At 69.3% G+C, this 23,375-nt stretch carries 22 protein-coding genes and 1 tRNA gene; 2 read left to right on the top strand and 21 right to left on the bottom strand.

The genetic code is table 11. From position 1 onward, the window contains the following. Positions 1-5: 5 nt before the first annotated feature. The 12 genes from nuoI to tpiA all read right to left on the bottom strand — a co-directional run bounded on the left by nuoI (position 6) and on the right by tpiA (position 10,185). Entirely contained in the window at positions 6-494 is a 489-nt protein-coding gene (gene nuoI, locus RAB71_RS07445; RefSeq protein WP_010343013.1) for an NADH-quinone oxidoreductase subunit NuoI, read from the bottom strand. A gap of 3 nt (positions 495-497) precedes the next feature. Further along, positions 498-1,589 (bottom strand): NADH-quinone oxidoreductase subunit NuoH, encoded by a 1,092-nt coding sequence (gene nuoH / locus RAB71_RS07440; protein ID WP_010343012.1) that lies wholly within the window; start codon positions 1,587-1,589, stop codon positions 498-500. Further along, positions 1,586-3,835 carry an NADH-quinone oxidoreductase subunit NuoG gene (nuoG, locus tag RAB71_RS07435; protein ID WP_010343011.1) on the bottom strand — a complete coding sequence of 750 codons (2,250 nt, stop codon included), beginning with the start codon at positions 3,833-3,835 and terminating at the stop codon, positions 1,586-1,588. The genes nuoH and nuoG overlap by 4 nt, the downstream gene beginning before the upstream one ends. Continuing rightward, positions 3,832-5,175, bottom strand: coding sequence for an NADH-quinone oxidoreductase subunit NuoF (nuoF, locus tag RAB71_RS07430; RefSeq protein WP_010343010.1), 1,344 nt, complete (start codon positions 5,173-5,175; stop codon positions 3,832-3,834). The genes nuoG and nuoF overlap by 4 nt, the downstream gene beginning before the upstream one ends. A gap of 5 nt (positions 5,176-5,180) precedes the next feature. Continuing rightward, entirely contained in the window at positions 5,181-5,708 is a 528-nt protein-coding gene (gene nuoE / locus RAB71_RS07425; RefSeq protein WP_010343009.1) for an NADH-quinone oxidoreductase subunit NuoE, read from the bottom strand. Continuing rightward, positions 5,705-7,012, bottom strand: coding sequence for an NADH-quinone oxidoreductase subunit D (locus tag RAB71_RS07420; RefSeq protein WP_010343008.1), 1,308 nt, complete (start codon positions 7,010-7,012; stop codon positions 5,705-5,707). Before RAB71_RS07420 ends, nuoE begins: the two co-directional genes overlap by 4 nt. Next, positions 7,009-7,758 (bottom strand): NADH-quinone oxidoreductase subunit C, encoded by a 750-nt coding sequence (locus tag RAB71_RS07415; RefSeq protein WP_010343007.1) that lies wholly within the window; start codon positions 7,756-7,758, stop codon positions 7,009-7,011. Before RAB71_RS07415 ends, RAB71_RS07420 begins: the two co-directional genes overlap by 4 nt. A 33-nt stretch (positions 7,759-7,791) precedes the next feature. Beyond that, the gene (locus RAB71_RS07410) at positions 7,792-8,346 is read right to left on the bottom strand and encodes an NADH-quinone oxidoreductase subunit B family protein (protein ID WP_010343006.1); all 555 of its coding nucleotides are present in this window, start codon (positions 8,344-8,346) and stop codon (positions 7,792-7,794) included. Further along, positions 8,337-8,693 carry an NADH-quinone oxidoreductase subunit A gene (locus RAB71_RS07405; RefSeq protein ID WP_010343005.1) on the bottom strand — a complete coding sequence of 119 codons (357 nt, stop codon included), beginning with the start codon at positions 8,691-8,693 and terminating at the stop codon, positions 8,337-8,339. The genes RAB71_RS07410 and RAB71_RS07405 overlap by 10 nt, the downstream gene beginning before the upstream one ends. A gap of 107 nt (positions 8,694-8,800) precedes the next feature. Next, a tRNA-Leu gene (locus RAB71_RS07400) sits at positions 8,801-8,885 on the bottom strand. Positions 8,886-8,935: 50 nt separating this feature from the next. After that, positions 8,936-9,361 (bottom strand): preprotein translocase subunit SecG, encoded by a 426-nt coding sequence (gene secG, locus RAB71_RS07395; protein ID WP_010343004.1) that lies wholly within the window; start codon positions 9,359-9,361, stop codon positions 8,936-8,938. 62 nt (positions 9,362-9,423) lie between these two features. Next, the gene (gene tpiA, locus RAB71_RS07390; RefSeq protein ID WP_010343003.1) at positions 9,424-10,185 is read right to left on the bottom strand and encodes a triose-phosphate isomerase; all 762 of its coding nucleotides are present in this window, start codon (positions 10,183-10,185) and stop codon (positions 9,424-9,426) included. A 112-nt stretch (positions 10,186-10,297) separates the two neighbouring features. On the opposite strand from tpiA, the gene RAB71_RS07385 reads away from it, so the two are divergent. After that, positions 10,298-11,107, top strand: coding sequence for an SDR family oxidoreductase (locus RAB71_RS07385; RefSeq protein WP_010343001.1), 810 nt, complete (start codon positions 10,298-10,300; stop codon positions 11,105-11,107). Between the two features lie 96 nt (positions 11,108-11,203). On the opposite strand, the gene RAB71_RS07380 is transcribed toward RAB71_RS07385, so the two are convergent. The 5 genes from RAB71_RS07380 to trpB form a co-directional block, all read right to left on the bottom strand. Then, positions 11,204-12,142, bottom strand: a complete 939-nt coding sequence (locus RAB71_RS07380; protein ID WP_010342999.1) for an isopenicillin N synthase family oxygenase — start codon at positions 12,140-12,142, stop codon at positions 11,204-11,206. Positions 12,143-12,259: 117 nt separating this feature from the next. Further along, positions 12,260-13,603, bottom strand: a complete 1,344-nt coding sequence (gene glmM / locus RAB71_RS07375) for a phosphoglucosamine mutase (protein WP_010342998.1) — start codon at positions 13,601-13,603, stop codon at positions 12,260-12,262. Between the two features lie 124 nt (positions 13,604-13,727). Next, positions 13,728-14,618, bottom strand: a complete 891-nt coding sequence (gene accD / locus RAB71_RS07370) for an acetyl-CoA carboxylase, carboxyltransferase subunit beta (protein ID WP_010342997.1) — start codon at positions 14,616-14,618, stop codon at positions 13,728-13,730. A 332-nt stretch (positions 14,619-14,950) separates the two neighbouring features. Further along, positions 14,951-15,754, bottom strand: a complete 804-nt coding sequence (trpA, locus tag RAB71_RS07365; protein WP_010342996.1) for a tryptophan synthase subunit alpha — start codon at positions 15,752-15,754, stop codon at positions 14,951-14,953. A 146-nt stretch (positions 15,755-15,900) separates the two neighbouring features. After that, positions 15,901-17,118, bottom strand: coding sequence for a tryptophan synthase subunit beta (trpB, locus tag RAB71_RS07360; protein WP_010342995.1), 1,218 nt, complete (start codon positions 17,116-17,118; stop codon positions 15,901-15,903). Between the two features lie 97 nt (positions 17,119-17,215). On the opposite strand from trpB, the gene RAB71_RS07355 reads away from it, so the two are divergent. After that, positions 17,216-18,109 (top strand): LysR family transcriptional regulator, encoded by an 894-nt coding sequence (locus tag RAB71_RS07355; protein ID WP_010342994.1) that lies wholly within the window; start codon positions 17,216-17,218, stop codon positions 18,107-18,109. A 34-nt stretch (positions 18,110-18,143) separates the two neighbouring features. Here the strand turns inward: RAB71_RS07355 and RAB71_RS07350 are convergent, their stop codons facing one another. The 4 genes from RAB71_RS07350 to RAB71_RS07335 form a co-directional block, all read right to left on the bottom strand. After that, on the bottom strand, positions 18,144-18,806 hold the full coding sequence (locus RAB71_RS07350) for a phosphoribosylanthranilate isomerase (RefSeq protein WP_010342993.1): 663 nt from the start codon (positions 18,804-18,806) through the stop codon (positions 18,144-18,146). Beyond that, positions 18,803-19,576 (bottom strand): tRNA pseudouridine(38-40) synthase TruA, encoded by a 774-nt coding sequence (gene truA / locus RAB71_RS07345; RefSeq protein ID WP_041500052.1) that lies wholly within the window; start codon positions 19,574-19,576, stop codon positions 18,803-18,805. Before truA ends, RAB71_RS07350 begins: the two co-directional genes overlap by 4 nt. Before the next feature lie 211 nt (positions 19,577-19,787). Then, entirely contained in the window at positions 19,788-21,890 is a 2,103-nt protein-coding gene (locus RAB71_RS07340) for a FimV/HubP family polar landmark protein (RefSeq protein WP_104609476.1), read from the bottom strand. Between the two features lie 416 nt (positions 21,891-22,306). Beyond that, positions 22,307-23,332: an aspartate-semialdehyde dehydrogenase gene (locus tag RAB71_RS07335; protein WP_010340528.1), complete on the bottom strand. Its 1,026-nt coding sequence runs from the start codon at positions 23,330-23,332 to the stop codon at positions 22,307-22,309. Positions 23,333-23,375 lie beyond the last annotated feature (43 nt).

Genomic DNA, 23,375 nt, shown 5'->3' with positions numbered 1-23,375 from the left:
GAACCTCAGCGGAAGGGAGCGTCGGCAGCGCGGCGCTCGGCGATCTCGGCCTCGAGCCGGTCTCCGATCGCCAGCAACTGCGGCTTGGTGACGATGTTCTCGCCGCGCTTCTCGAAGTGGTACTCCAGCACCTGGGTCTCCACGATCGAATCCACCGGGCAGCTTTCCTCGCAGAAACCGCAGTAGATGCACTTGAACAGGTCGATGTCGTAGCGCGTGGTGCGGCGGGTACCGTCCTCGCGCTTGGTCGAGTCGATGGTGATCGCCAGCGCCGGGCACACCGCCTCGCACAGCTTGCAGGCGATGCAGCGCTCTTCTCCGTTGGGATAGCGGCGCAGCGCGTGCAGGCCGCGGAAGCGCGGCGACTGCGGGAACTTCTCCATCGGGTACAGCACGGTGTACTTGGGACGGAACGTGTACTTCAAGGTCAGCCACAGGCCGCCGAGCAACTCGAGCAGCAGCAGGCTCTTGAAGTAATGGGTGACTTTATTCATCGCTTACACACCCCTGTGGATCACACCGTAGAACACCATCAATGCCGTCACCGCGATCCACACGATCGTCAACGGAATGAACACCTTCCAGCCCAGACGCATGATCTGGTCGTAGCGGTAGCGCGGGAAGCTGGCGCGGAACCAGATGTACGCGCTGGCGAAGAACAGCACCTTCATCAGCAGCCACGGCCAACCGCCCTTCCACACCCAGTCGATCCACGGCGAGATGTCGGCGTTGACCAGCCCCTGGATCGGACTCAGCCAGCCGCCCAGGAAGAAGATCGAGACCAGGAAGCTGACCAGGATCATGTTGGCGTATTCGGCCAGGAAGAACAGCGCGAACGCACCGCCCGAGTACTCGACCATGTGACCGGCGACGATTTCCGACTCGCCTTCGACCACGTCGAACGGCGCGCGGTTAGTCTCGGCCACGCCGGACACCCAGTACACGATGAACAGCGGGAACAGCGGGATCAGGAACCAGTTGAGCAGGCCGTGCGAACCCGCCTGCGCCTGCACGATCGTGCTCAGGTTCAGGCTGCCGGCGGCGATCATCACGCCGACCAGGGCGAAGCCCATCGCGATCTCGTAGCTGACCACCTGCGCGGCCGAGCGCATCGCGCCAAGGAACGCGTACTTGGAGTTGGACGCCCAGCCGGCCAGGATGATGCCGTACACGCCCAGCGAGGTCATCGCCAGCAGATACAGCAGGCCGGCGTTGGCATTGGACAGCACCAGCTTGGCATCGAACGGCACCACCGCCCAGGCGGCGAAGGCCGGCGCCAGGGTAATCAGCGGCGCGATCACGAACATCGCCTTGTGCGAGCTGCTGGGCTGGATGATTTCCTTGAACAGCAGCTTGAAGACGTCGGCGAAGGCCTGGAAGATGCCCATGCCCACGTACATCGGCCCGTGGCGCACGTGCATCCAGCCGATCAGCTTGCGCTCCCAGACCACGTAGAACGCCACCGCGATGATCACCGGCATGGCGATCACCAGGATCTTCAGCACGATCCACAGGACCACGCCGAGGGCGCCCAGGCCGAGGAACCACTGGTGCAGCGGGTCGACCACGTTCAACAGCATCTCGTTCATGCAGCCACCACCGTCACCCGACCGGCGCCCAGCGGCGCGGTCGCGCCGTGGCCCGTTTCGATCCAGGCCGCGCCCGGCGCGACCCGCTTGTCCGTCGCCAGCGGCAACGTGGCGCTCCCCGCCGCGGTACCGACCTTGACCATCTGCCCGTCGCGCAGGCCCAGCCGCGCCGCCTCGTCCGGATGCACCGCTACGCCCGGCGCGCGGTTCAGCGGATGCTGCTGCAGCGCCTGCGCGCGGCGCACCACCGCATCAGTGCGGTAGATCGCCGGACTGGCGGCCAGTTCCAGGCCCTCGTCCTGGCGTGCCGGCTGCGCCGAGGTCGCCGCGGCGACCTCGCGCGGCTGCAGGCCATCGCGCAGCCCGGCCAGGTCGATGAACTCGAAGCCGGACAGGCCCAGTTCGCCGCCGAGCGCACGCAGCACGCGCCAGCCCTCGCGGGCCTCGCCCGGCAGCTTGCCGCCGGCGCGGGTGCGCTGCTCGCTGCCGTTGAGGTTGGTCAGCGTCGCTTCGATTTCCGGCAGCGCGCCGATCGGCAGGATCACATCGGCCACGTCGCGGGTGGAGGCGCAGGCGAAGTGGCTGAACGCCACCACCTTGGCACCGGCCAGCGCGCTGCGCGCGGCGGCGGCGTCGGCGAAGTCCAGCCCCGGCTCCAGGCCGTACAGCACGTAGGCGCTGCGCGGTTCGGCCAGCATCGCGGCGACGTTGCGGCCGCGCGGCAGCACGCCGTAGCGCGCCAGGCCCAGCGCGTTCGCGCCCTGCGGGATGCGGCACAGCGCCGCACCGGTGGCGGCGGCGAAGTCGCGTGCGGCGGCACGCAGCGCCGCGGCCTGCGGATGGTTCTCGGCCAGCGCGCCGACGATCAGCACCGCACGGACGGCGCCCTGCACCGCTTCGCGCAGCGCGGCGTCGGCCAGCGCTGCGGCGAACTTCGACGGCGCCACGATCTGGCGGCCGGCCTGGTCGAAGGCCACGTCGAAATCGACCGGGTTGATCGAATACACCTTGGTCTGGCGCTGCATCCGCGCCTTGCGCAGGCGTGCATGCAGCAGCGGCAGTTCATGGCGCAGGTTGCTGCCCAGGATCACCACCACGTCGGCCTGCTCGATCTCCGCCAGCGGCAGCGCGAACGGCTCGGCCAGCGCGGCATCGGAGAAGTCGCGGTTGTACACGCGGTGGTCGAGGTTGCCGCTGTCCAGGCCGTCGGCCAGGCGCGCCAGCAGCGCGCCCTCCTCGTTGGAGGTGGACGGATGCGCGAGCACGCCCAGCGCGTCGCCACGGTTGGCCTTGAGGATCTCGCCGGCGGCGGACAACGCTTCCGCCCACGACACCTCGCGCCACTGCCCGTCGACCTTGCGCATCGGCCGCAGTGCGCGGTCCTCGGCATACAGGCCCTGGTGCGAGTAGCGGTCGCGGTCGGACAGCCAGCACTCGTTGACCGCTTCGTTGTCGCGCGGCACGGTGCGCAGCACTTCGCCGCGGCGCACGTGCAGGAACAGGTTGGAACCCATCGCGTCGTGGTAGCCCAGCGACTCGCGCGCCACCAGTTCCCAGGGGCGTGCGCGGAACTGGAACACCTTGTTGGTCAGCGCGCCGACCGGGCACACGTCGACCACGTTGCCGGACAGCTCGGTGGTCAGCGGCTTGCCGTCGTAGGTGCCGATCTGCAGGTTCTCACCGCGATACATGCCACCCAGCTCGTAGGTGCCGGCGATGTCCGCGGTGAAGCGCACGCAGCGGGTGCACTGGATGCAGCGGGTCATCTCGGTGGCGACCAGCGGGCCGATGTCCTCGTCCGGCACCACGCGCTTGCGCTCGTTGAAGCGGCTGACCGAGCGGCCATAGCCCAGCGACACGTCCTGCAGTTCGCACTCGCCGCCCTGATCGCAGATCGGGCAGTCCAGCGGATGGTTGATCAGCAGGAATTCCATGACGCTGCGCTGGTACTTCAGCGCCTTGTCGCTGCGGGTCTGCACCTTCATGCCATCCATGACCGGCGTGGCGCAGGCCGGCGACGGCTTGGGCGACTTCTCGACATCGACCAGGCACATGCGGCAGTTGGCCGCGATCGGCAGCTTCTCGTGGTAGCAGAAGCGCGGGATCGGAATGCCGGCCTTGTCGGCCGCCTGGATGATCATCGAGCCCTTCGGCACGACCAGCGACTGGCCGTCGATCTCGACGGTCACATGGCCTTCCGGCACGACCGCGGGGGTCGCGCCGGGATTGTTGGGTTGCGCGCTCATGCGGCGGCTGCCTCCAGCTTCTTGCCGTCAACCATCGAATGACCGTTGACGATGTAGTACTCGAATTCGTCCCAGAACTGGCGCAGGAAGCCCTGGATCGGCCACGCCGCCGCTTCGCCGAAGGCGCAGATGGTGTGGCCTTCGATCTGCCCGGCGACGGTGCGCAGCTGGTGCAGGTCTTCCATCGTGGCCTTGCCGGCGACGATGCGCTCCAGCACGCGGTGCATCCAGCCGGTGCCTTCGCGGCACGGGGTGCACTGGCCGCAGGACTCCTTGTGGAAGAACTGCGAGATGCGGCAGGCGAACTTCACGCAGCAGACGCTGTCGTCCAGCACCACGATCGCGCCCGAGCCCAGGCCGGTGCCCAGTGCGCGCAGGGTGTCGTAGTCCATCTGCAGGCCCTTGAGCTGCTCGGCCTTCAGCACCGGCATCGACACGCCGCCCGGGATCGCGCCCTTGAGGGTGCGGCCCGGCTTCAGCCCGCCGGCCATTTCCAGCAGTTCGTCGAAGGTGGTACCCAGCGGCACTTCGAAGTTGCCGCCCTTCTGCACGCAGCCGGAGACCGAGAAGATCTTCGGGCCGCCGTTCTTGGTCTTGCTCAGACCCAGGAACCATTCCGGGCCGTTGCGGATGATCGCCGGCACCGAGGCGTAGGTCTCGGTGTTGTTGATCGTCGACGGCTTGCCGTACAGGCCGAAGTTGGCCGGGAACGGCGGCTTGTAGCGCGGCTGGCCCTTCTTGCCTTCCAGCGACTCCATCAGCGCGGTCTCTTCGCCGCAGATGTAGGCGCCGGCGCCCAGCGCGCCGTAGATGTCGATGTCGATGCCGCTGCCGAGGATGTCCTTGCCCAGCCAGCCATTGGCGTAGGCATCGGCCAGGGCCTGCTCGAAATGCTCGAACGGCTCGTGGTGGAACTCGCCGCGCAGGTAGTTGTAGCCCACCGTGGAGCCGGTGGCGTAGCAGGCGATGGCCATGCCCTCCACCACCGAATGCGGGTTGTAGCGCAGGATGTCGCGGTCCTTGCAGGTGCCCGGCTCGGACTCGTCCGAGTTGCACAGGATGTACTTCTGCGGCGCGCCCTTGGGCATGAACGACCACTTCAGGCCGGTCGGGAAGCCGGCGCCGCCACGGCCGCGCAGGTTCGACTGCTTGACCATCTCGATCACCTGCTCCGGCGGGATCTTCTCTTCGAGGATCTTGCGCAGCGCGGCGTAGCCACCGGTCTTCAGGTAGCTTTCGTAGGACCACGGGGTGTCGTAGTGCAGCGTGGTGTACACCACCTGGTGCGGCAGCGGCGCGGGACCGACCGGACCGGTGGGGGCGTGGGGATGCTGTGCCATTGCCGTTACTCCAACCCGTCCAGCAATTCGTCGACCTTGTCCTTGGTCAGATGCTCATGGTAGTGGCCGTTGATGACCATCATCGGCGCGCCGGCGCAACCGGCCAGGCACTCTTCCTCGCGCTTGAGGTAGACGCGGCCGTCGGCGGTGGACTGGCCCAGCTTGCAACCGAGCTTCTTCTCGGCATGCGCGACCAGGTCCTCGGCGCCGTTGAGCCAGCAGCTGATGTTGGTGCAGAACGCGACGTTGTTGCGGCCGACCTTCTCGGTCTCGAACATCGAGTAGAAGCTGGCGACCTCGTAGGCCCACACCGGCGGCAGTTCCAGGTACTTGGCGACGCCGGCGATCAACTCGTCGGTCAGCCAGCCCTGGTTCTGTTCCTGCGCCGCGTGCAGGCCCTGCAGCACCGCCGAACGCTTGCGGTCCGGCGGGAACTTGCTCAGCCAGTGATCGATGTGCGCGCGCGTCTTGTCGCTCAGCACCACCATCGGATCGACGTCGCGCGCCGCTTCGAAATTACCTGTCGCCTTCATCGGTCGACCTCACCAAACACCAGATCATAGGTACCAATCATCGCCACCACGTCGGCCAGCATGTGGCCGCGCACGATCGCGTCCATCGACGACAGATGGGCGAAGCCCGGCGCGCGCAGGTGCACGCGGAACGGCTTGTTGGCGCCGTCGGACATCAGGTAGCAACCGAACTCGCCCTTAGGCGCCTCCACCGCGCAGTAGGTCTCGCCTGCCGGCACGCAGTAGCCTTCGCTGAACAGCTTGAAGTGGTGGATCAGCGCTTCCATGTCGTCCTTCATCTCGGCGCGCTTGGGCGGCGCCACCTTGAAGTTCTCGACCATGACCGGGCCCGGGTTGGCCTTGAGCCACTGCACGCACTGCTTGATGATGCGGTTGGACTGGCGCATCTCGGCCACGCGCACCAGGTAACGGTCGTAGCAGTCGCCGTTGGTGCCGAGCGGGATGTCGAAATCGACGCTGTCGTACTTGGCGTAGGGCTGCTTCTTGCGCAGGTCCCAGGCGATGCCCGAGCCGCGCAGCATGGCGCCGGTCATGCCCCAGGCGTAGGCCTGTTCCGGGGTGACCACGCCGATGCCGACGGTGCGCTGCTTCCAGATGCGGTTGTCGGTGAGCAGGGTCTCGTACTCGTCCACGCGCGCCGGGAAGGTGTTGGTGAACTCCTCCAGGAAGTCCAGCATCGAGCCTTCGCGCGCGGCGTTGAGCCGCTTCAGCGCATTGCCCTTGTGCCAGCGCGATTCCTGATACTTGGGCATGCGGTCCGGCAGGTCGCGGTAGACGCCGCCCGGGCGGTAGTAGGTCGCGTGCATGCGCGCGCCCGACACCGCCTCGTACACGTCCATCAGTTCTTCGCGCTCGCGGAACGCGTACAGCATCACCGCCATCGCGCCCAGATCCAGGCCGTTGGACCCGACCCACATCAGGTGGTTCAGGATGCGGGTGATCTCGTCGAACATGGTGCGGATGTACTGCGCACGCTCCGGCGCCTCGATGCCCATCAGGGTCTCGATCGCGCGCACATAGGCGTGCTCGTTGCACATCATCGACACGTAGTCCAGGCGATCCATGTAGCCGATCGACTGGTTGAACGGCTTGGACTCGGCCAGCTTCTCGGTGCCACGGTGCAGCAGGCCGATGTGCGGATCGGCGCGGACCACGGTCTCGCCGTCCATCTCCAGGATCAGGCGCAGCACGCCGTGCGCGGCCGGATGCTGCGGGCCGAAGTTCATCGTGTAGTTGCGGATTTCCTGCTTGGCTTCGGCAGGATTGCTGGCGAACCCGTCGTGCGCCTGGTGGTACTCGCTCACTTGGCGGACTCCTTCTGTGCTTCGCCCGCCGCGGTCTGGTAGCGCGCATCGTCGCGGATCACGCGCGGCACGCCCACGCGCGGTTCCACCGAGGTCACCGGCTCGTAGATCACGCGCTGCTTCTCTTCGTCGTAGCGCACTTCGACGTTGCCGATCAGCGGGAAATCCTTGCGGAACGGATGGCCGACGAAGCCGTAGTCGGTGAGGATGCGGCGCAGGTCCGGGTGGCCGGAAAACACCACGCCGAACAGGTCGAACGCCTCGCGCTCGAACCAGTTCGCGCCCGGCCAGATGTCGGTGACCGAGGCCACCACCGGCAGGTCTTCGTTCGGCGCGTAGCAGCGCACGCGCAGGCGCTGGTTGTGGCGGTAGGAAATCAGCTGCGCCAGCACCGCGAAACGCTGCTGCGGCACCGGCATCGGCTGCACGCCGGCGCTGGTCTCGGCGCTGGGGAACTCGCCCCAGGCGAAACGGCCCACGGCCTTGCCTTCGACACCGCGGCTGAAGCCGTGCGAGGACACGTCCGAGGTATCCCACTCGTCGCTGCCGTAGCCCAGGTAGTCCACGCCGCACAGGTCGGACAGCTGTTCGAAACCGAACTCGTCGCGCAACGCCAGGCAGGTGGCGTGCCAGGCGTCGGCCGGCACTTCCAGGGTGACTTCGCCGCGCGGAAGGGCCACGAAGACCTGGCTGCCGGGGAAACGGGCGCCGAGTCGGTCGCTAAAGGAAGATGCTTGCTCTGCCATGGGGGCTTGGCGTGCTCTCTGAGGAAAGAGGAATCAGCGCGCGATGGTCTGGGTTCGCCAGATCTTCTTCTGCAACTGCAGGATGCCGTAGACCAGGGCCTCGGCGGTCGGCGGGCAACCGGGGACGTAGACGTCCACCGGCACGATGCGGTCGCAACCGCGCACCACCGAATACGAGTAATGGTAGTAGCCGCCGCCGTTGGCGCAGCTGCCCATCGAGATGACCCACTTCGGGTCCGGCATCTGGTCGTAGACCTTGCGCAGCGCCGGGGCCATCTTGTTGACCAGAGTGCCGGCGACGATCATCACGTCGGACTGGCGCGGCGACGGGCGGAACACCACGCCGTAGCGGTCCAGGTCCAGGCGCGCGGCGCCGGCGTGCATCATCTCGACCGCGCAGCAGGCCAGACCGAAGGTCATCGGCCACATCGAGCCGGTGCGCGCCCAGTTCAGCAGCGCATCGACGCTGGTGGTGACGTAACCCTTCTCCAGCAGCGGGTTCTCGCCTTCGGGACGCAGGATGTCGTCCACCCGCCCTTCCGGGATCGGGTTGGTCATCAGGCGATCCAGGGTCTGAATCACTCCCATTCCAGCGCTCCCTTCTTCCACACGTAGACAAAACCGAGGAACAACATGCCGACGAACAGGCCCATGGTGACCAGGGAGCGAGCGCCCAGGTCCATGAACACCTGCGTCCACGGCACGATGAAGATGATTTCCAGATCGAAGACGATGAACTGGATGGCGATCAGGTAGTAGCGCACGTCGAACTTCATGCGCGCGTCCTCGAAGGCCTCGAAGCCGCACTCGTACGGCGAGAGCTTCTTCAGGTCGGGACGCCGGGGACCGAGGAACCGCCCCACCAGCATCAGCGCGACGCCGATACCGGTGGCCACGATCAGAAACAGCAGGGTCGGCAAATATTCGGCCAGCACTCGCGATTCTCTCTTGCCTGTGCCCGCGCGCGTGCCGCGCAGGCATGGGATAGACGATTCTCCGGGCGAGGGCGTGATGCCTTCGCGCAGAAACCGTAGCCAAACAATGGTGCCCAAGAGGGGACTCGAACCCCTACGACCTAAGTCGCTACCACCTCAAGGTAGTGCGTCTACCAATTCCGCCACCTGGGCTTGCGTAAAACCGCGCGGCAATCCCGCCGCGCAGCATATTGTAACCGCCTTCAGTCTTTCTGCGACGGGGCAGGCGACTTTTCTTGCGCTTTTTCCGGCGCCTGCTGGGCGGCCGGGGCGGCGGCGGGCGCAGCCGGGGTGGCCGACGGCGCCTGCGGCACCTGCAGCTCGCCGGCCGGCGCGGCCGGAGCCGGGGTGGCCGACTGCGACATCACACCCAGGTTGGCATCGGCCGGACGCGCGCTGTGGCCGGCGTACCAGGCCATGAACAGGCTGATGGCGAAGAACACCACCGCCAGCCACTTGGTCGACTTGGACAGGAAGTTGGACGCGCCGCGCGATCCGAACACGGTGCCGGACGCGCCTGCGCCGAACCCGGAACCCGCCGCCGCACCGGCGCCGCGCTGCATCAGGATCAGCGCGATCATCGCGATCGCCACCAGCACGTAGACCACATTGAGGATGACCATCAGCATTTCGAAATCCGTCCGGACAGTACGACTTGGGGGACGAGCGGCCGCCAGCGGCAGCCGTTCGCTCAACAGGTGGCCGCCGCTCGCACGATGGCCAGGAATTCCGCGGCGACCAGCGAAGCGCCGCCCACCAGCCCGCCATCGACATCCGGCTGCGCGAACAGCTCGGCGGCGTTGTCGGGCTTGACGCTGCCGCCATACAGGATCGGCAACGAATCCGCGATTCTAGCATCGCGCGCCGCCACTTCGCCACGGATGAACGCGTGCACCGCCTGCGCCTGGGCCGGGCTGGCGGTGCGGCCGGTGCCGATCGCCCAGACCGGCTCGTAGGCCACCACCGCCCGGACGAAGCCGTCGGCGCCGACCAGGTCCAGCACCGGCGCCAGCTGCGCGGCGATCACCGCCTCGGTCCGCCCGGCCTCGCGCTGCTCCAGGGTCTCGCCCACGCACAGGATCGGGACCAACCCGGCGTGCAGGGCGGCGGCGAACTTGCGCGCCACCAGCTCGCTGCTCTCCTGGTGGTACTGGCGCCGCTCCGAATGCCCGACCAGGCCATAGTCGGCGCCCACGTCGACCAGCATCGCCGCCGACACCTCGCCGGTGTAGGCGCCCTTCTCGTTGCTGCTCACGTCCTGCGCGCCGAAGCGCAGCAGCCGGTCCTCGAAATGCTCGATCAGGTCGCCCAGGTACGGCAGCGGCGGCAGGATCACCACCTCCACGTCGTGATCGGCTTCGTGCAGCCCGGCAACGATCTCCCGCATCAGGTCGGCGGCGAAGTGGCGGGTTCCATGCAATTTCCAGTTTCCGGCTACGATCTTGCGTCGCATCGGCGCATCTCCGGCGAAAAAGTGCCGAGAGGATAGCCGATGCGCCGCCAAGGGCCGGCATCGTCCCCGCCGTTCCACCCTCCCCCGCCCCGCTCCACGCGCAGAGACCGCCATGACCCAGCTCCCCGGCTACGCCCTGATCACCGGCGCCTCCAGCGGCATCGGCCGCGAGATCGCCCGCGAGTACGCCCGCCGCGGCGTGCCGCTGATCCTGAGCGCGCGCCGCGAGACACAGCTGCAGGCGCTGGCCGCCGAACTGCGGCCGCAGGTGCCGGTGGAGGTGCTGGTCGCCGACCTGGCCGATCCGGTCGCGCCAGCCGCACTGGTGGCCGAGATCGAACGGCGCGAGCTGGCGGTGCGGATCCTGGTCAACAACGCCGGCTACGGCGTGCCCGGCCGCTACATCGCCCAGGACTGGGCGGTGCACGCGGCGTTCCTGCAGGTGATGGTCGGCGCGGCCTGCGAGCTGACCTGGCGGCTGCTGCCGGCGCTGCGCGCCAGCGGCCACGGCCGCATCCTCAACGTCGCCTCGTTCGCCGCCCTGGTGCCCGGCGCCGACGGCCACACCCTGTACGCGGCGGCGAAGAGCTTCATGCTGCGCTTCAGCGAATCGCTGGCGCTGGAGAACGCCGACCGCGGCGTCGGCGTCTGCGCGCTATGCCCAGGCTTCACCTGGTCCGAGTTCCACGACGTCACCGGCACCCGCGAACAGATGAACGCCCTGCCGCGCTGGATCTGGCTGCAGACCGCCGCGGTGGCCCGCGCCGGCATCGACGGCGCCGAACGCGGCAAGGTCCGGGTGGTCCCCGGTGCGGTCTACCGCGCCCTGCTCGGCCTCACCGCGCTACTGCCCAATGCCTTGCTGCTGCGCCTGATGGGGCGCGGCTCGGGACGGATTAGAAGTACTGGGATTGGGGATTAGGGATTGGGGATTCGTAAAAGCGGGGTTTGCGCGGGGTGACAGATCGCGGGCATGCCGCTTTTGCCAATCCCCAATCCCGACTCCCGAATCCCCGCCTCACTTCAGCTTGATCTCCCGCAACCGCTCCTCCAGATACCCCTGCGCGGTGATCGGCTCGGGATAGCGGCTGGGGTTGTCGGCGCTGACGCAGGACGGCAGCACGTCGATCACGAAGTCCGGGTTCGGGTGCAGGAAGAACGGCACCGAGTAGCGCGGCTGGCGTGCCTGCTCGCCCGGCGGGTTGACCACGCGGTGGGTGGTCGAGGGATAGACGTGGTTGGTCAGGCGCTGCAGCATGTCGCCGATGTTGACCACGATGGTGTCGGCGTCGGAGGTGAACGGCACCCACTCGCCCTGCTTGGACTTCACTTCCAGGCCGGCGGCGCTGGCGCCGACCAGCAGGGTGATCAGGTTGATGTCCTCGTGGGCGCCGGCGCGCACGTTGGGGATGTCGTCGGCGGTGATCGGCGGGTAGTGGATCGGGCGCAGGATCGAGTTGCCCGAATCGGTCTTGTCGACGAAGTAGTGCTCGGGCAGGCCGATGTGCAGGGCCAGCGCCGACAGCACGCGCGCGCCGAGCTGGTCCAGCGCCTGGTACAGGCCGTAGCCGTGGGCGCGGAAGCCGGGCACTTCGCTCGGCCATAGGTTTGGCGGCATCACCGCGCGGTAAGGGGAGTCGTCGGAAATCTCGCGACCGATGTGCCAGAACTCCTTCAGGTCGAAATGCTTGGAGTCCTTGGCGGTCTCCACGCCGAAGGCGGTATAGCCGCGCGCGCCGCCGCTGCCGGGCAGGTGGTACTTGCGCTTGGTCTCCTCGGGCAGCGCGAAGAACGCCTTGAACACGTCGTAGGCCGCGTCGATCTGTGCCTGGGCGATGCCGTGGTTGCGCATGCCGGCGAAGCCCCACTCGCGGTAGGCCGCGCCCAGCTCGGCGACGAAAGCCTCGCGGTCGGTGTCGAAACGGGTGATGTCGAGGGTGGGAATGCGCGCAGTCATGGCAGGAACCGTCATCTCGTGAGAGGAAGCAAACGCCGCGCTCAGCGCAGCAGGCGATACAGCAGGTAGAACGTGACCGCCTTGGCGACGATCACGAAGAGGGCAATGGCGATCGACTCACGCCGCGTCACGGACCGCCTCGGCCAGGGCGTCGAGGGTCTGCCGCATCAACGCGGCATCGTCGGCCTCGACCGTGACCCGCACCACCGGTTCGGTGCCGGAGGCGCGCAGGAAGGCGCGCCCGCGCCCCTGCACCGCCGCCTGCGCCGCGGCCAGCGCGGCCTTCACGGTATCGGCCTCGAGCGGGCGCACGCCCGGCTGCAGGCGCACGTTGACGGTCTGCTGCGGCACCTTCTGCAGGCCGGCCAGCGCCTGGCGCAGGGTCTGCCGCGAGCGCTTGAGCACTTCCAGCACCTGCAGCGCGCTGACGATGGCGTCGCCGGTGGTGGCGCGGTCCAGGCACAGCATGTGCCCGGAGGCTTCGCCGCCAAGCACCCCGCCCTGTTCGACCAGCGCCTGGTGCACGTAGCGGTCGCCGACTTTGGCGCGCAGGAACGGCACCTGCAACGCGGCCAGCGCCCGTTCAAGGCCGTAGTTGGTCATCAGCGTGCCGACCACCGGGCCGTGCAGGCGCCCGCTGGCCTGCCAGCCGCAAGCCAGCACGTACAGCAGGCCGTCGCCGTCGACCGGATTGCCCTGGTCGTCGGCCATCAGCACGCGGTCGCCGTCGCCGTCGAAGGCGATGCCCAGGTGCGCGCCGTGCTCGCGCACGTTGGCGGCGAGGGTGTCGATGTGCATCGAGCCGACGCCGGCGTTGATGTTGAGCCCGTCCGGCGCCGCACCGATCGCGATCACCTCCGCGCCCAGTTCGCGGAACAGCAGCGGCGCGATGTGGTAGGTCGCGCCGTGCGCGCAGTCCAGCACCAGTTTCAGCCCGCGCAGGTCGAAGCCGCGCGGCACGCTGGCCTTGCAGAACTCGATGTAGCGGCCGATCGCCTCGCGCGCACGCATCGCCTTGCCCAGCCGCTCGGACTCGACCGTGGCGAACGGCGCGTCCAGCGCGGCCTCGATCGCCTGCTCGGTGGCGTCGTCGAGCTTCTCGCCGTGCGCGGAAAAGAACTTGATGCCGTTGTCGTAGTGCGGATTGTGCGAGGCGCTGATCACGATGCCGGCGTCGGCGCCGAGGGTGCGGGTCAGGAACGCCACCGCCGGGGTCGGCATCGGCCCGAGCAACTGCACGTTGGCGCCGGCCGCGACCAGCCCGGCCTCCAGCGCCGACTCGAACATGTAGCCGGAGATGCGCGTGTCCTTGCCGATCACCACGGTCGGCCGCGCGGTGCCGCCGGCGACCAGCACGCGGCCCAGCGCGTTGCCCAGGCGCATCACGAAATCGGCGGAAATCGCCCCCTGCCCGACCCGGCCACGGATGCCGTCGGTGCCGAAGTATTTGCGTTGGCTCATTGGAACGGGATTCGGGATTCGAAATTCGGGATTCGTTCAACGCACGGCATCCGAGCGACCTCGGCGACCCGGGCACGCGCGGCGCCACGCATCCCCAATCCCGAATCCCGAATCCCGGCGCTGGTCACGCCAGCGCCTCGCTCTTAGCCGGGGCCGGCTGCCGCATCATCAGCGCCAGCAGTTCGGAGAGACGATCGCGCAGTTCGCGGCGGTCGCAGATCTGGTCGATGGCGCCGTGTTCCAGCAGGAATTCCGAACGCTGGAAGCCTTCCGGCAGGGTCTCGCGCACGGTCTGCTCGATCACGCGCGGGCCGGCGAAGCCGATCAGCGCGTACGGCTCGGCGATGTTGATGTCGCCAAGCATGGCGAAGCTGGCCGAGACGCCGCCGGTGGTGGGATGGGTCAGCACCGATACGTACGGCAGGCCAGCCTCGCGCAGGCGACCCAGCGCGGCCGAGGTCTTGGCCATCTGCATCAGCGAGAACAGGCCTTCCTGCATGCGCGCGCCGCCGCTGGCGGAGAAGCACACGAACGGCGCACCGATCTTCAGCGCGGTTTCCGCGGCCAGCGCGAAACGCTCGCCGACCACCGAGCCCATCGAACCGCCCATGAAGGCGAAATCGAACGAGGCCGCGACCAGCGGCTGGCCCTTGAGTAGGCCCTGCATCGCCACCAGCGCGTCGTATTCGCCGGTGCTCTTCTGCGAGGCCTTGATGCGCTCGCCGTACTTCTTCTGGTCCTTGAACTTGAGTGCGTCTGTCGGGCCCAGGCGCGCGCCGATCTCGGTCGGCGCGGTGTCGGCGTCGAACAGCGCGGCCAGGCGCGCGCGCGCGCGGATCGCCATGTGGTGGCCGCACTTCGGGCACACCTCCAGGTTCTCCTCCAGCTCCGGCCGGTACAGCACGGCGCTGCAGTTGGGGCACTTCTCCCACAAGCCTTCGGGAACGCTGCGCTTCTTGCTGGGCGTGCTGTCGGTGCGAATGCCCGAAGGCATCAATTTGCTGAGCCAACTCATGCGATGTGACGATCCATTGGGCGGCCGCGAGAGCCGCAGAGGGGCGACAGTCTAACTCGGTCCCCCGGTGGCCTGCAGACGGTGGCGCATGGAGCGGCGGGCCGGCCGGTACCGCGCGGCCGCCGCCAGGACGCCTGCTGCGGCCGCGCAACGCGGGACATGCGGCATCGCCGCCACCCCGCATCGCCGACACGCAAGCGGGGCAGCGACGGCGCGCGCCGTCCGACCAACAATGCATGTACCGCATCCTCCGCACGCACCGCGTTTGCGGCAGTGCGGCAAAACGCGAACGCCCGCGCAAGGCGGGCGTTCGCAAACACACCAGGCGTGCCTCAGCCCGCGTCCAGCGCCTGCCGCAGCGGTGCCAGGAACGCCAGGACCGCCTCGCGCGCGGCCTGCGGGCTGCTGGCCTCGGCCAGCGCCGCGACCAGTGCGCTGCCGACCACCACGCCGTCGGCATCGGTGGCCATGGCCTTGGCGCTGGCGGCGTCCTTGATGCCGAAGCCCGCCACCACCGGCACCGGGCAGCGCGCGCGCAACTGACGCAGGCGATCGCCGGCGGCGCGGGTATCCAGCCGGTCGGCGCCGGTGACGCCGGCGAAGCTGACGTAGTACAGATAGCCGCGCGCCGCCTCGCACAACAGGGCGATGCGCGTATCGCTGGTGGTCGGCGAGGCCAGCACGATCAGGTCCAGGCCGGCGTCGGCGAAGACCGTCAGCGTCTCGGCCGACTCCTCCGGCGGCAGGTCGACCAGCAGCACGCCGTCCACGCCGGCCGCCACCGCCTCCTCGGCGAAGCGCGCGGTGCCGTGGATCTCCACCGGGTTGAGGTAGCCCATCAGCACCACCGGCGTGGTGGCGTCGTCGCGACGGAACGCACTGACCGTCTCCAGCACGTAACGCAGGCCGGCGCCACGCGCCAGCGCGCGCTCGGAACTGCGCTGGATGGTCGGGCCATCGGCCATCGGGTCGGAGAACGGCACGCCCAGCTCGATCACGTCGGCACCGGCCTCGACCAGCGCATGCATCGCCGGCACGGTCGCCTCCAGCGACGGATCGCCGGCGGTAAGGAAGGGGATCAGGGCCTTGCGGCCTTGGGCATCGAGTCGGGCGAAGGTATCGGCGAGGCGGTTCATGGGGGACCTATGCGCCCCTCTCCCACCGGGAGAGGGGTTGGGGTGAGGGGAAGAGGCGAAGCGGTGCGGAATGTGAGTACGGGGCTGCGCCCGCACCCTCATCCGGCGCTCCGCGCCACCTTCTCCCGAAGGAGAAGGACAAAGCGTTACAGCGTCAGCCCCTCGCGCGCAGCGATGGTGTGCACGTCCTTGTCGCCGCGGCCGGACAGGTTGCACAGCACCAGCGCGTCCCTGGGCAGTTCGCGCGCGAGCTTGATCGATTGCGCTACGGCGTGGCTGGACTCCAGCGCGGCGAGGATGCCCTCGGTATGCGCCAGCAGATGGAACGCGGCCAGCGCCTCGTCGTCGGTGATGCCCTGGTAGGTGGCGCGGCCGCTGTCGGCCAGGAACGCGTGCTCCGGCCCCACGCCGGGGTAGTCCAGGCCGGCGGACACCGAATGGGTCTCGATGATCTGCCCGTCGTCGTCGCAGATCACATAGGTTCGGTTGCCGTGCAGCACGCCCGGCCGGCCGGCGGCGATCGAGGCGGCGTGGCGGCCGCTGCCGATGCCGTCGCCGGCGGCCTCGGCGCCGTAGATCTTCACCGAGGCGTCGTTGAGGAAGGCATGGAACAGGCCGATGGCGTTGCTGCCGCCGCCGACGCAGGCGCTGATCGCATCCGGCAGGCGGCCGTAGTCGGCCAGCATCTGCGCGCGCGCCTCGCGGCCGACGATGGCGTTGAAGTCGCGCACCATCCGCGGGTACGGATCGGGGCCGGCGACGGTGCCGATGATGTAGAAGGTGTCCTGCACGTTGGTCACCCAGTCGCGCATCGCCTCGTTGAGCGCGTCCTTGAGCGTGGCCGAACCGGAATGCACCGGCACCACCGTGGCGCCGAGCAGCTTCATCCGGTAGACGTTGATCTTCTGCCGCTCGATGTCGGTGGCGCCCATGTACACCACGCACTCCAGGCCCAGCCGCGCGGCCACCGTGGCGCTGGCCACGCCGTGCTGGCCGGCGCCGGTCTCGGCGATGATGCGGGTCTTGCCCATGCGGCTGGCCAGCAGCGCCTGGCCGATGGTGTTGTTGATCTTGTGCGCGCCGGTGTGGTTGAGGTCCTCGCGCTTGAGCAGGATCTGCGCGCCGCCGACTTCGCGGCTGAGCCGCTCGGCGTGATAGATCGGGCTGGGCCGGCCGACGTAATGGGTCAGGTCCTTGTCGTAGGCGGCGATGAAGGCCGGATCCTGGCGCGCGGCGTCGTAGGCGGCCGCCAGCTCCTGCAGCGGGCCGATCAGGGTCTCGGCGACGAAACGGCCGCCATAGCGGCCGAAATGGCCGGCGGCGTCGGGATAGGCGTGGAAGTCGCTGACGGGAACAGAGGACATGGCGCAACCGGGGGCAACAGGACAGGCCTGCACTTTAGCGCACACGTCGGCGCACAAAAACCGATAAAGTCTGACACGACCCGTCAGGAAAACTCACATGACCAGCCTGCGCCGCCTGCCCTCGCTCAACGCCTTGCGCGCGTTCGAGGCCGCCGCGCGGCTGCGCGGCGTCGGCGCCGCGGCGGCGGAACTGCACGTGACCCATGGCGCGGTCAGCCGCCAGGTACGGCTGCTGGAGCAGGAACTGGGGCTGCCGCTGCTGCAGCGCGACGGCCGCGGCATCCGCCCGACCGCGGCCGGCACGCGCTTGTGCGAGGCGGCCGGCGCGGCGTTTGCGCAATTGCACGAAGCGGTGGCCGAGTTGCGCCGCCCGGCGCGCCCGGCCGCGCTGGTGCTGGGCTGCCCCGGCAGCATCCTGGCCCGCTGGATGATCCCGCGCCTGCAGGCGCTGCAGCGCGACCTGCCGGCGCTGACCCTGCACCTGTCCGCGCACGAAGGCGACTTCGCCGCCGACCTGGACGGCCTGGACGCGGCGCTGCTGCTGGGTCAGGCGCCGTGGCTGGCGGACTGGCAGGTCCGGGTGCTGGCGCCGGAGCGGATCGGCCCGGTACTCAGCCCCGCCCTGCCGCAGGCCCCGGCTCTGGCTGCGGCCGCGCCGGCGGCACTGCAAGGGCTGCCGCTGCTGCATACGGTGTCGCGTCCGCAGGCCTGGCCGGCCTGGGCCGAGGCGCAGGGGCTGGCACCGGCGCAGTTGCGCTACGGCACCGGCTTCGAACACCTGTACTACCTGCTGGAGGCAGCGCTGGCCGGGATCGGCGTGGCGATCGCGCCGCAGCCGCTGGTCGCCGACGACCTGGCCAATGGCCGCCTGCTGGCGCCGTGGGGCTTCGTCGACACCGGCGGGCAATGGGCGCTGTGCACGCGCCGCGAGGCGCAGGATCCGCGGGTCGACGCGCTGGCGCAGTGGCTGACGCAGGAACTGCAGCGCTGACCGCGGCGACGCCGGCGATTGCGCCGCATCGCGCTCAGCAGTTGGTGTTCAACTCGTGGCAGTCGGCGCGGCGCACTTCCTCGACGAACTTGCGCATCTTGTGGCCGTCCTTGATGCCCGGCTGGCTCTCGATGCCGCTGGACACGTCCACGCCCCACGGCAGGGTGCCGATGATCGCGTCGAATACGTTGTCGCCATTGATGCCGCCGGCGAGCAGGAACGGCCGGTGCAGGCCGGTCGGCAGCCGCGACCAGTCGAAGGTCTTGCCCGAGCCACCGCTCTCGCCGGGCGCGTGGCTGTCGAACAGGAAGCCAGCCGCGTTCGGATACTGCAACTGCAGGGTGCGCGCATTCACCTCGCCGCCGCCCATCGGCACCGCCTTCAGGTACGGCAGATTGAAGCTGCGGCAGAAGCCGTCGTCCTCGTCGCCATGGAACTGCAGCAGGGTCGGACGCACCGTGCGCAACACCTCGCGCACCTCGTCCTTGGGGTTGTCGCGGAACAGCGCCACCACGTCCACCATCGGCGCGGCGGCTTGGCGCATGGCCCGCGCTTCGGCCGGCGCCACGCGCCGCGGGCTGCCATGGGCGAACACGAACCCGATCGAGTCCACGCCCAACTCGCCTGCCAGGCGGATGTCGCCGGCGCGGGTCATGCCGCAGAACTTGATGCGGGTGCGATACAGCGTGCGATTCATAGCGTGACCTCGTCCGGAAGCGTCCAATGGGCGGGATAGAGGGGACCGACGAACACCAGGCCCTGCGGCGGCGCCGTCGGACCGGCGACGCGGCGGTCGCGTCCCGCGAGCAGTTCGCCAATCCAGGACACCGGCTTTTCGCCCGATCCCACCATGACAAGGGAACCAACGATATTGCGCACCATGTGATGAAGGAATGCATTGGCCTGGACCTGGATCTCGACCAGTTCGCCGCTGCGGGTCACCGCGATCGACTGCAGTTCGCGGCGCGCGTGCAGCGCCTGGCACTGCACGCTGCGGAAGGCACTGAAGTCCTGCTCGCCCAGCAGCGCCTGTGCCGCCACGTGCATGGCCTCGGCCTGCAGCGGCCGCCGCTCCCAGCTCAGGGTCTGCCGGTACAGCGCCGGGCGCACCTGGCGGTTGAGCAGGCGGTAGCGGTAGCGCCGGGCGCGGGCCGAGAAGCGCGCATGGAAGTCGTCGGCCACCGGCACGCACCAGCGCACGCACACCGAGGGCGGCAGCCGCGCGGTGGCGCCCAGCATCCAGCCGCGCGCCGGGCGCGGCGCGTCGCAATCGAAATGCACCACCTGGCACTCGCCGTGCACACCGGCATCGGTGCGGCCGGCGCAGATCACGCTCACCGGGGCGTCGGCCACCGACGACAGCGCCGCCTGCAGCGTCGCCTGCACGCTGGGGCCGCCGCTCTCGCCGAGCTGCTGCCAGCCCTGGAACTCGCTGCCGTCGTACTCCACGCCTAGCGCGTAGCGCATGGCGACCTCCGTTGCAGTGCGGCGCCGGCGCGCGCTGCGGCCGACGCGTGCATGGGCCAACGTGGGGCGCCAGCAACGCCGCCGCACTGCATCTGCCAGGCCGGGAACGCGCCTTCGGCGTGCGCCCGCCGCCCAGGGACACGCTGCCGCAGGGCCGCCCCGCTCCAGGCCGGACGGCCGCGGCGAGCGCGCCGCGCGCCGCCTGCTGCCATCAGTCCAGCCGTCCCAGCAACTGCAGCGCCTCGGCGCGCGCGGCCGGATCGCCGCTGGCCGCGACCTCGGTCAGCAAGGTGCGTGCGGTCTCGTTGTCGCCCAGATCCATGTAGGCCACCGCCAGTTCCAGGCGCTCGCGGCCCGCCGGTGGATACGGCGACGGCGCTTCGGCCGGTGCCGATGCGGGTGCCGGCACAGGCGCGACCGGCTGGTGCCAGGTCGGCTCCTGGCGGCCACCGCCGGCATCGCTGTCGGCACGGGCGTCGCTGGTCGGCACTGCGACCACCGGCGACGGCGACCTCCAGGCCGCCTCGGCCGCGGACTCGACGGCCGGGACGACCTCCGGATGGGCGTCGGACACGTCGGCGGAATGGACGTCGTCGTTGTCCGCGGATAGCCGCGCATCGGCCGGCGCCTGGCGCAGCGACTGCTGCGCCAGCACGCGCTCGAAGGCGTCGTCGTCGAGCGCGGTGTGGTGATCGGCGTGATCGGCGTGATCGGCGGCAGCGTGGTCGAGATGGTCGGCGCGCTCCCAGTCCTCCAGCGCCTCGTGGTCGCGAGCGACCGCCTCCTCCTCGGCCAGCGGCTCGGCCGGTTCCAGCGGCGGCAGTTCCGGCGCATCGACATCGCGGTGCGCGACCACCGGCACCGCGGCGCTCGCCGCCAGCGCGGCATCGTCGTCGCGTGGCAACGGAGGCAGCGGCGAAGGCTTGCGCCGGCGCGACAGCAGCCAGGCACCGACGCCCAGCACCAGCAGGCTCAGCCCGCCCCACAGCCACAGCGGGAACCCGTCATTGGCCGGAGCTTGCGCGGGCGCGGCCGCTGGCGCCGCCTTCCCGGCCTGGGCCAGGCGCTTCTGCGCCGCGGCCAGGTCGCTGTCCTTCAGCGCGATCAGTTGCTGCTGCTGGGCCTTGAGCTTTTCGAGCTGCTCCACCCGCGAGCGCAGTTCCTGGACCTCGGCATCGCGTGCCGCGAGGTCTTCGCGCGCCTGCTGCAATTGTTGGGTCGCCACCATGTCTCCTTCGTCGCCGGCACCGGTGCCGGACTTGGTTCCCGCCTCGCGGCGCGTCGCCGGCACCGCCGGCGCGATTTCCAGGCGCGCGCCGGACGCGGCCGCTGGCGCCGTGGCGGCCGGCTTGGCGGCGGCCTGCGCCGTCGCCGCGTCCTGCTGCGCCTGGGCCGGCTGCGGCACCGGCGCGCGCGCCTGGCGCCATTGCGCCGCCTGCTCGCGCACCACGGCCTCGGCCGCGGCGGCATCCAGGCTGGCCAGGTCCTCCTCACGCGGGGTGCGCAGCACCGCGCCCTGTTTGAGCAGGTTGAGATTGCCGCGGATAAAGGCATCCGGATTGGCGCGCAACAGCGCGACCATGGTCTGGTCCAGCGAATGGCCGTTGCCGCGCGCCAGTTGCCCGGCGATCTGCGACAGGGTCTGCCCGGCGCGCACCGGCGCCAGCGCATCGCCGGGTGCGGCCGTGGGGGCCGGCGCCGGACGCGGCGCAGCGGCGGGCCTGGCACTCGGCGTCGCCGGCGTCGCGGCGGCGGCAGGCACTGGCGCCGCGGTGGACGTTTCGCGGGCGATACGGTCGGACGGCTGCGCCGCGGCCGGCGCATCGATCGCCGGCGCGTCGATCGCCGCGGCGGTATTCGGTGCGTCGATCAGCGCGGAATACTCGCGGATCAGCCGCCCCTGGCCCCAATCGACCTCGATCAGGAAGCTCAGCGAGGGCACGTCGACCGGCATGCGGCTGCTGACCTGGATCACCGCGCGGCCCTTGCGGGTCTGGGTGAAACGGAACTGCAGATCGCTGACCAGGCCTTGCGGGCGCTCCAGTCCGACCCGCGCGAAGGTCGCCGGCGAGGCCAGCGCCACCCGCGCCCGCTCCAGTTCGCCCGGCTCGTTGGAGATCACCGGGATCTCGGCCAGGAACGGCTCGCCCGGCTTGGACAGCACGCGAATATCGCCCAAGCCCAGCGCCAGCGCGGCCTGGCTGCAGGCCAGCAGCAGCAGCGCCGCGGCGGCGCGACAGACATGGCGCAGCCCGCGCGCGGCGGACACCGCAGCGTCGCTGCGGCAATGGAACACACGTGGTTGTAGGCGCATCCCGCCCCTGCCCCTTGGAGTCATGTCCATCAATATATATGAAGCGGGGATTTGGGATTTGGGATTGGGGATTCGTTGCGGGCATTGCAGCGGCGGGGCATGCGCTCGCGGGTACGCGAGCGGCTTGCGGGATCAGTGACCTGCAAGTACTGCAACGCCCCTTGTCCTGTAGGAGCGGCTTCAGCCGCGACGGCTTTCCCGGGAACGCTGCGTCGCGGCTGAAGCCGCTCCTACGGGGGGCGCCGGTCATCATCACCCGCGGTGCTGTCTTCGCAACACGATGCGGGACGCCGGATACGACAACGGCCAGGGCATGTGCCGCTGGCCGTTGCGTGATTGCCTGGAGATACCGCGCCCCGCAGCGCCGAAACGGCGCTGCGGGGCTCTTACGAATCCCCGATCCCGACTCCCGAATCTCAGCCCTCCTGGGCAACCAGCTCGGCCAACTGCACCGCATTGAGCGCGGCGCCCTTGCGGATGTTGTCGGCCACCACCCACAGGTTGAGGCCGCGCGGGTGCGAGAAGTCCTCGCGGATGCGGCCGACGAACACCGGGTCCTTGCCCGAGGCATGGGTCACCGGGGTCGGATAGCCGCCGGCCTTGTGCTCGTCCACCACTTCCACGCCGGGCGCCTGGCCCAGCAGGGCGCGCGCCTGCTCGACGGTGATCTTGCGCTTGGTCTCGATGTTGACCGCCTCCGAGTGCCCGAAGAACACCGGCACGCGCACCGCGGTTGGGTTCACCAGGATGCTGCTGTCCTCGAGGATCTTCTGCGTCTCCCACACCAGCTTCATCTCTTCCTTGGTGTAGCCGTTGGGCTGGAAGTCGTCGATGTGCGGGATCAGGTTGAAGGCGATCTGCGCCTGGAACTTCTGCGGCTCGATGTCCTGGAACGCCAGCAACTGCGCGGTCTGCTTGCCCAGTTCCTCCATGCCCGAGCGGCCGGCGCCGGATACCGACTGGTAGGTGGCCACGTTGATGCGCTCGATGCCGTATTCCTTGTGGATCGGCGCCAGCACCGGCATCAGTTGCATGGTCGAGCAGTTGGGATTGGCGACGATGCCGCGCGGACGGTTCTTCAGCGCGTGCGGATTGACCTCCGACACCACCAGCGGCACGTCGTCGTCGTAGCGGAAGGTCGAGGAGTTGTCGATCACCACCGCGCCGGCCGCGGCGAACTTCGGCGCGTATTCCTTGGAGATGCCGCCGCCGGCGGAGAACAGCGCGATGTCCACGCCGCTCGGATCGAAGGTCGCCAGGTCGAGCACGGTGACCTTCTGGCCCTTGAACTCGACCTGGCCGCCGGCCGAGCGCTCGGAGGCCAGCGGGTACAGCGTGGCGACGGGGAAATCGCGCTCGGCGAGGATGCTCAGCATGGTTTCGCCGACGGCACCGGTGGCGCCGACGACGGCGACGTTGAAACGACGGGTTGCATTGCTCATGGAAGATTCGATCCGCAGAAAAAGAAGGGGAGGAACAGCCGCA

This window comes from Xanthomonas sacchari (assembly GCF_040529065.1).
Taxonomy (GTDB): Bacteria; Pseudomonadota; Gammaproteobacteria; order Xanthomonadales; family Xanthomonadaceae; genus Xanthomonas_A; species Xanthomonas_A sacchari.
The sequence above is the reverse complement of the archived record's forward strand: the minus strand, read 5'-3'. Positions and strand labels throughout refer to the sequence as shown.

What these genes read in the sequence shown, in the direction of transcription:
- RAB71_RS07335 (WP_010340528.1), bottom strand. Translation starts at nt 23,332, where the DNA reads ATGAGCAATGCAACCCGTCGTTTCAACGTCGCCGTCGTCGGCGCCACC.
- accD (WP_010342997.1), bottom strand. Translation starts at nt 14,618, where the DNA reads ATGAGTTGGCTCAGCAAATTGATGCCTTCGGGCATTCGCACCGACAGC.
- trpB (WP_010342995.1), bottom strand. Translation starts at nt 17,118, where the DNA reads ATGTCCTCTGTTCCCGTCAGCGACTTCCACGCCTATCCCGACGCCGCC.
- RAB71_RS07385 (WP_010343001.1), top strand. Translation starts at nt 10,298, where the DNA reads ATGACCCAGCTCCCCGGCTACGCCCTGATCACCGGCGCCTCCAGCGGC.
- tpiA (WP_010343003.1), bottom strand. Translation starts at nt 10,185, where the DNA reads ATGCGACGCAAGATCGTAGCCGGAAACTGGAAATTGCATGGAACCCGC.
- glmM (WP_010342998.1), bottom strand. Translation starts at nt 13,603, where the DNA reads ATGAGCCAACGCAAATACTTCGGCACCGACGGCATCCGTGGCCGGGTC.
- RAB71_RS07410 (WP_010343006.1), bottom strand. Translation starts at nt 8,346, where the DNA reads ATGGGAGTGATTCAGACCCTGGATCGCCTGATGACCAACCCGATCCCG.
- RAB71_RS07355 (WP_010342994.1), top strand. Translation starts at nt 17,216, where the DNA reads ATGACCAGCCTGCGCCGCCTGCCCTCGCTCAACGCCTTGCGCGCGTTC.
- nuoI (WP_010343013.1), bottom strand. Translation starts at nt 494, where the DNA reads ATGAATAAAGTCACCCATTACTTCAAGAGCCTGCTGCTGCTCGAGTTG.
- nuoE (WP_010343009.1), bottom strand. Translation starts at nt 5,708, where the DNA reads ATGAAGGCGACAGGTAATTTCGAAGCGGCGCGCGACGTCGATCCGATG.
- RAB71_RS07350 (WP_010342993.1), bottom strand. Translation starts at nt 18,806, where the DNA reads ATGAATCGCACGCTGTATCGCACCCGCATCAAGTTCTGCGGCATGACC.
- truA (WP_041500052.1), bottom strand. Translation starts at nt 19,576, where the DNA reads ATGCGCTACGCGCTAGGCGTGGAGTACGACGGCAGCGAGTTCCAGGGC.
- nuoF (WP_010343010.1), bottom strand. Translation starts at nt 5,175, where the DNA reads ATGGCACAGCATCCCCACGCCCCCACCGGTCCGGTCGGTCCCGCGCCG.
- trpA (WP_010342996.1), bottom strand. Translation starts at nt 15,754, where the DNA reads ATGAACCGCCTCGCCGATACCTTCGCCCGACTCGATGCCCAAGGCCGC.
- nuoG (WP_010343011.1), bottom strand. Translation starts at nt 3,835, where the DNA reads ATGAGCGCGCAACCCAACAATCCCGGCGCGACCCCCGCGGTCGTGCCG.
- nuoH (WP_010343012.1), bottom strand. Translation starts at nt 1,589, where the DNA reads ATGAACGAGATGCTGTTGAACGTGGTCGACCCGCTGCACCAGTGGTTC.
- RAB71_RS07415 (WP_010343007.1), bottom strand. Translation starts at nt 7,758, where the DNA reads ATGGCAGAGCAAGCATCTTCCTTTAGCGACCGACTCGGCGCCCGTTTC.
- RAB71_RS07380 (WP_010342999.1), bottom strand. Translation starts at nt 12,142, where the DNA reads ATGACTGCGCGCATTCCCACCCTCGACATCACCCGTTTCGACACCGAC.
- secG (WP_010343004.1), bottom strand. Translation starts at nt 9,361, where the DNA reads ATGCTGATGGTCATCCTCAATGTGGTCTACGTGCTGGTGGCGATCGCG.
- RAB71_RS07340 (WP_104609476.1), bottom strand. Translation starts at nt 21,890, where the DNA reads ATGCGCCTACAACCACGTGTGTTCCATTGCCGCAGCGACGCTGCGGTG.